Origin of the sequence: Streptomyces otsuchiensis (genome assembly GCF_004305975.1) — a bacterium.
In the GTDB taxonomy this organism is placed as follows: Bacteria; Actinomycetota; Actinomycetes; order Streptomycetales; family Streptomycetaceae; genus Streptomyces; species Streptomyces otsuchiensis.
This window is the reverse complement of sequence record NZ_BHZI01000338.1, coordinates 1-5,662: the sequence shown is the minus strand read 5'-3', so window position 1 is coordinate 5,662 and position 5,662 is coordinate 1. Positions and strand designations below refer to the sequence as shown.

The 5,662-nt window shown below is 74.5% G+C and carries 7 protein-coding genes and 1 pseudogene; 5 read left to right on the top strand and 3 right to left on the bottom strand.

The genetic code is table 11. The annotated features are described in order from the left end of the window. Positions 1 to 23 precede the first annotated feature (23 nt). Complete coding sequence (locus tag E0D90_RS23090; protein WP_374754077.1) at positions 24 to 617, bottom strand: RNA polymerase sigma factor; 594 nt, start codon at positions 615 to 617, stop codon at positions 24 to 26. A 380-nt stretch (positions 618 to 997) separates the two neighbouring features. Here E0D90_RS23090 and E0D90_RS23085 point away from each other — a divergent pair, with 380 nt between their 5' ends. The 5 genes from E0D90_RS23085 (at position 998) to E0D90_RS23065 (ending at position 4,691) form a co-directional block, all read left to right on the top strand. Continuing rightward, positions 998 to 1,522, top strand: a complete 525-nt coding sequence (locus E0D90_RS23085) for an Asp23/Gls24 family envelope stress response protein (RefSeq protein ID WP_103501635.1) — start codon at positions 998 to 1,000, stop codon at positions 1,520 to 1,522. Between the two features lie 355 nt (positions 1,523 to 1,877). Further along, on the top strand, positions 1,878 to 2,063 hold the full coding sequence (locus E0D90_RS23080) for a hypothetical protein (RefSeq protein WP_130799932.1): 186 nt from the start codon (positions 1,878 to 1,880) through the stop codon (positions 2,061 to 2,063). Continuing rightward, complete coding sequence (locus tag E0D90_RS23075) at positions 2,060 to 2,611, top strand: hypothetical protein (protein WP_130799931.1); 552 nt, start codon at positions 2,060 to 2,062, stop codon at positions 2,609 to 2,611. Before E0D90_RS23080 ends, E0D90_RS23075 begins: the two co-directional genes overlap by 4 nt. A 47-nt stretch (positions 2,612 to 2,658) precedes the next feature. Then, positions 2,659 to 3,792, top strand: a complete 1,134-nt coding sequence (locus tag E0D90_RS23070) for a YihY/virulence factor BrkB family protein (RefSeq protein ID WP_130799934.1) — start codon at positions 2,659 to 2,661, stop codon at positions 3,790 to 3,792. Between the two features lie 164 nt (positions 3,793 to 3,956). Further along, on the top strand, positions 3,957 to 4,691 hold the full coding sequence (locus tag E0D90_RS23065; protein ID WP_130799930.1) for a TMEM175 family protein: 735 nt from the start codon (positions 3,957 to 3,959) through the stop codon (positions 4,689 to 4,691). 90 nt (positions 4,692 to 4,781) lie between these two features. Here the strand turns inward: E0D90_RS23065 and E0D90_RS23060 are convergent, their stop codons facing one another. Both E0D90_RS23060 and E0D90_RS28090 read right to left on the bottom strand, forming a co-directional pair. Continuing rightward, the gene (locus tag E0D90_RS23060) at positions 4,782 to 5,330 is read right to left on the bottom strand and encodes a bacterial proteasome activator family protein (protein WP_103503667.1); all 549 of its coding nucleotides are present in this window, start codon (positions 5,328 to 5,330) and stop codon (positions 4,782 to 4,784) included. Positions 5,331 to 5,409: 79 nt separating this feature from the next. After that, positions 5,410 to 5,662: pseudogene (locus E0D90_RS28090) on the bottom strand (PadR family transcriptional regulator); the annotation flags it as partial.

Below are 5,662 nucleotides of genomic sequence, written 5' to 3'. Positions count from 1 at the left end.
GGGGGGGCCCGAGGCGGGCGGGCTCATCGCCATGCGTCCATCGCCTCCATCAGATAGCGCCGTGCTCGGTAGATGCGGCCGCGCACGGCCTGGTGGGTGATGCCGACGGTGCCGGCGATCTCGTCGTAGGAGAGGCCGTGCAGCTCCCGCAGCACCCAGCAGGCGCGCTGCTCGGCGGAGAGCCCGGCCAGCGCCCGGGACATCGCGGCGGCCGCCGCCGCGGACTCCGCCGCCCGGGTCGGCGACGCCTGGTGCTCGGGGGCCTGTGGCTCGGCGACCGCGTCCAGGTCCGAGGTGGGCCGCCGTGAACGCAGCACGTTCAGGCAGCGGTTGGTGACAATACGGTACATCCAGGTGAGAAACGCCGACTGCCGGCGGAACTCCGGGAGCCTGCGCCAGGCGTTGACGAAGGCGTCCTGCACGGCGTCCTCGGCATCGGCGCGGTCACCCAGCAGTCGGGTGGCTAGCCGCAGCAGCACCGGACTGTGCCGGCGCACCAGCAGCTCGAACGCGTCGTCGTCCCCCTCTGAGGCCCGGACGACCAGCAGCGTGTCGTCGTACTCCGCTCCCCCCGGCGATGCCGCCGGGGCGGGAGCGGCGGCGGGGTCGGCGGGCACCGTCTCGGGAAGCACCGAGCCCACCGAGCCCACCGGCTCCCCGGCCGAGGCCGACGCACAGACGTCATCGGGCACGCACCCGCTCCTCTCCGGAGCCCGCGGAACGCCCCGGCCGGGGGTCCGCTCAGGCCCGTCGCTGTCACCTTCCCGCCCCATTGGACACGGCGGAGCGGCGAACGTCACGCGTCGAATGTCACGCGTCGAACGTCAGGACGTCCCCGGACAGCGGCCGTCGGCACCGCCGGCAGACCCCCGAGAGCCCCCCGGCGGGAGCGCACCGAAAAAATCCCGGATCGCGCGTGACATCCGGCCGGTTCACCGTGTCCAACGAGTGTCAGGCCCCGCGGGGCGAACAAGCTACCGGAGAGCGAGAGACCGTCATGGCAACCAGCACGGCCCCCGGAACCGCCTCGAACAAGTCCGACAACCCCGCCGCCGAGCTGGACCGGAAGCGTCCGCAGAACCAGTCGGCCACCACGGTCAGCGCCGGCCACGCCGGTGTCGACGAGCCCGCCGCCGAGCGCGGCAAGACCTCCATCGCCGACGGCGTCGTCGAGAAGATCGCCGGCATGGCCGCGCGCGAGGTCACCGGCGTCTACGCCCTCGGCGGCAGCCTCGCCCGCACGCTGGGCGCGGTGCGCGACCGGGTACCGGGCGGGCGCAACAACGTCAGCCGAGGCGTCAAGGCCGAGGTGGGCCAGAAGCAGACCGCGATCGACCTCGACGTGGTCATCGACTACGGCGTTCCGATCCAGGACGTCTCCGAGGGCATCCGCGAGAACGTCATCGGTGCCCTGGAGCGGATGACCGGCCTCGAAGTCGTCGAGGTCAACATCACCGTGAACGACGTGCACCTTCCCGAGGACGACGAGGAAGAGGAGCCGGAGACGGCGCGCGTCCAGTGACCACCCGCCCGGAACGGCGAGCGCCCGTGTGGCGCTCGCCGCTGCGGGGGTGATCCGGTCGCCGCTCCGCCCAGGCCCAGTCCGGGCGGGGAACGGGGGCGACCGGGTGCGGAACGGGTGGGGACGCGGGGTTGTGACGACCCCGCGTCCGCCCGTCGCACCCCGCCACCGGGCACCCGCCACCAGGCACCCGCCGCGGGCAACCCGCTGCCGGGCACGAGCGCGGCGCAGCCGCCCAGGGACGCGGCCACGGGCGAACGGCCCGTGACCCAATCCGTGGGCGGGTACGCCACCGAATACCGGCGCGACACCACGGCGCCCGCCGTCGGGCTGCACCGACCGGAGCGGAGCTGATATGAACACATCCGAGATCGGGCTGCTGTCCGGCATGGCGCTCGGATTCGCCGCGTACTTCGGCGGATTCGTGGCGTTTCTGCTGGTCACGGCCATGGGAACGATCGGGCTGGTCGTCGGCCGGCTCGCCGAGGGAGACATGGAGTTCAGGAGGTTGCTGCGCCCGGAGGGGCGTGAGCGTCGATGACGACGGAGACGAACACGACCGGCCGGTCCGGTGCCGACATGGGGTCCGAGCTGCCGCTCGGCCCCGATCTGGCGGTGGGGCCCGGCCTCCAGAGTGCCGCGACCACGGCCGTGGCGCTGGTGGCGGTGGTCCTGCTGACGGCCGGGCTGATGGTCGCCGCACTGCTCGCGGTGGCCTCCGCACCGGCCTCCCGCGCCCCCGGGGACGGCGACCGGGAGGCGGGCGACGGGGACGAGCGCCCCGGAACCGCTCGTGCGCTGCCGGAACGCGCCCGCGTGACCGGCCCCGGACCGCACGCGGGCCCGCGCGGGGGCGGATACTCGACGGCGTACCAGTACGGCAGCGCGGACCGACACCGATCCGCCAGGCGACAGGCGGAACGACAGATGACGACGATCGACGTGGCGCACGGGACACAGGCCGGGCCGCTGGCCCCGCCGACCCGCCCGCCCACCGCCGGGCCGGACGCACGGCCCGCGGACGAGCCGGCCGCGCGGCCGGCGGAGAGAGGCTGCGGTGCACTCCATGAGAACGCGGCCCGCGCGTGAACGGCACGCCCCGAACCACCCCGGAGACGGCCCGCGGCGGGGACGTCATGACGGCTGACGCGCCGCGTGACGCGGCCTCCCCCGAGCCCGGCCCTCCCTCGTACCCGCCCGCGGGCACCCCTGCGGGCGCCACCGCGCCCCCGCCCAGCCACTGGTACCGGCGCTCGTTCCCCCGCGCCCTGGCGCGCACGCCGGCGCGCATGTGGAACGACGACGTCATGGACTGGGCCGCGGCACTGACCTACTACGCGATCCTCGCGGTGTTCCCGCCGATGCTGGTCGCGGTCTCGGTCATGTCGATCACCGGCAGCGAGTTCCCCTCCACCCTGATCCACCAGCTGAACTCGGTGGTACCGACCGCCGCGCACGGCATCCTGGAGCAGGCGCTGCGGGACATGACCGAGCGGCAGTCCACCGCCTGGCTGCTCGCCATCATGGGAACCGTCGGTTCGCTCTGGTTCGCCTCCAGCTACCTGGCCGTCTTCCGCCGGGCGCTGCACACCATGCACGGCACCAAGGACGTCCGCCCGCCGTGGGTGACGGCCCCGAGGATCGTGGCCGTCGCCGTCACCCTGCTGCTGCTCCTGTGCGCCTGCGTCGTCGTGGTGCTGATCAGCGGCGAGCTGGCCCGGGGGCTGGGACGGCTCGCCGGCATGGACGCCGCGGCCGTGGCCGGCTGGAACATGCTGAAGTGGCCGCTGCTGCTGTGCCTGGCGACCATCCTGGTGCTGGTCCTCTTCCGCACCGGCCCCCCGGCGACGCGCGGCCTGGGCCGCAACGCCCCCGGCGGGGCGCTCGCCGTACTGCTGTGGCTGGTGCTGTCGGTCGGCTTCACCGTGTACGCGTCGCAGGTCGGCACCTTCACCAGGATCTACGGGTCGCTGGCGGGCATCATCGTCTTCCTGATCTGGCTGTGGCTGTCCAATCTGGCGCTGCTGACCGGAGCCCAGTTCAACACCGAACTGGACCGGTTGCGCCATCCCCGCCCGGACGGCGTGGGCGGTCCCGGCGCGACGGACACCGCCGCCGCCACCGCGCCCGGCCGCAGACCGATCGGCCGCGCCGGCCCCGGCACGCCGGCGCCGCGTCCGGGCGGCGACACCGGCGGGGACGGTATCGCCCCGCGCGCCGGGGAGCTGCCGGCCTCCCGCGCACCACGCCCGCCCGCCGCGGGCCAGTGACGGGGCCGCCTCCCGCGTGACCGCCCCTGCGCGACCACCCCTTCGTGACCACCCCTTCGTGACCACCGGCGGGGCCGGGCGCGCGGCCGTTCGGGGGCGTCAGGGCCGGGCGCCCGGGACGGCGGCGTCCCTCCGCTGGCGCGGGCGCCTAGCCTCCCGGAGGTGTGAGCCCGGACCCCCGCCCCCAGCCCGCACCGGCCCCTGACCGCGACGGCGCACCCGCGCCGGGCGCCGACCAGGAGGCGGGGCGGTTCCGGCGGGCGGACACCGCGCGGGTGGAGGCATTCAGCGACGCCGTGTTCGCCATCGCCGTGACCATCCTGGTGCTGGGGATCAGCGACCCGGCGCACTCGGAGGGCGGACTGGCCCGGGCGCTGCTGGAACAGTGGCCGGCCTATCTGGGATATGTGGCCTCGTTCGGCTACATCGCGGTGATCTGGCTCAACCACCACCAGGCGTTCGCGCGCGTCCGCCGGGTGGACCGGGGCCTGCACGCGGCGAATCTGGCGCTGCTGGGGGTCACCGCCGCCCTCGCCTTCCCGACCGGGGTCGTCTCCGACGCGCTCCAGGAGGACCCGACCGGCCGGGACGCGCGGACGGCGGTGGCGCTGTACGCGCTGGTGGCCGCGCTGATGTGCTGTTGCTGGCTGGCTCTGTACGGGCAGCTGCGGCGACGGCCGCAGCTGCTGGAGCGGGGCGTCGATCCGGCGTACGTCCGGCACGGGCGGCTGCGGTCGGCGATCGGGGTGGCGGCGTACGCGGCGGCGGGGGTGGTCGGGTACGCGGTCACGCCGGTGGCCGGGCTCGCGGTGTTCGTGGTGGTCCCGGCCTTCTACTTCCTGACCAGCGAGGGCTTCCGGCACGCGGCTCCGGCCTCACGCCCGGCCGGGCGCGACTGACGTCGCGCGGGCCGGGCGGGGAGCGGCGCGGGGAGTTCGGTCAGAGGTAGCGCCGCCCAGAGGTGAGGGACGGTCAGAGGTGAGGGACGGTCAGAGGTAGGGGCCGGAGGAGCCGGGGGGCGGTCCCTGCATCGGGTCGTCCATCGACCCGGCGGGCAGCGCCCGCCGCATCTGCTCCAGTTGTGCCCGCGCGGCCATCTGCTGCGCGAAGAGCGTGGTCTGGATGCCGTGGAAGAGTCCCTCCAGCCAGCCGACCAACTGGGCCTGCGCGATCCGCAGTTCGGAATCGGTGGGCAGGCTGTCCTCGGTGAACGGCAGTGACAGGCGCTCCAGTTCGGCGATCAGCTCCGGGGCGAGTCCCTCCTCCAGCTCCTTGACCGAGCTGGAGTGGATCTCCTTGAGGCGGGCCCGGCTCGCCTCGTCGAGCGGCGCCGCCTTCACCTCCTCCAGCAGCTGCTTGATCATGGAGCCGATCCGCATCACCTTCGCGGGCTGCTCGACCATCTCCGTCAGCGGCACTTCCGCCTGCTCACCGTCGCCGCCACGCGGCGCGGCGCTGCCGAGCGCCATGCCGTCCGGCCCCACGACCAGGACGTGCGGGCTCTCCTGCTGCGGCGGTTCGTTCCCTTGCTGCGTCATGACTCCATCATGCACGGCGGCCCGGCGGGTTCGCCCAGTGACTCCGGTCCTCCGCTCGCGCGGGCGCCGGTCGGGGCCGTCAGCGGGTGGCGTCCCCGCGCCCCCGGAGGGCCGCGGCGGGTGTCGCGTCCCGCTCCTCGGCGCCGTCAGCACCCGGTACGGGCTGGGCGGCGGACTGCGTGCCGGGCTGCACGCCGGGCTCCATGGACTCGGGGTGGCTGGCGGCGAAGCGCACCAGACGCACCTCGCAGTGGTCGAGCCAGCGGGCTTCGGCCTCGGCGTGGAAGATCAGCTGTTCCAGCACCAGCAGCCAGGCGATGTCGTCACGGTTG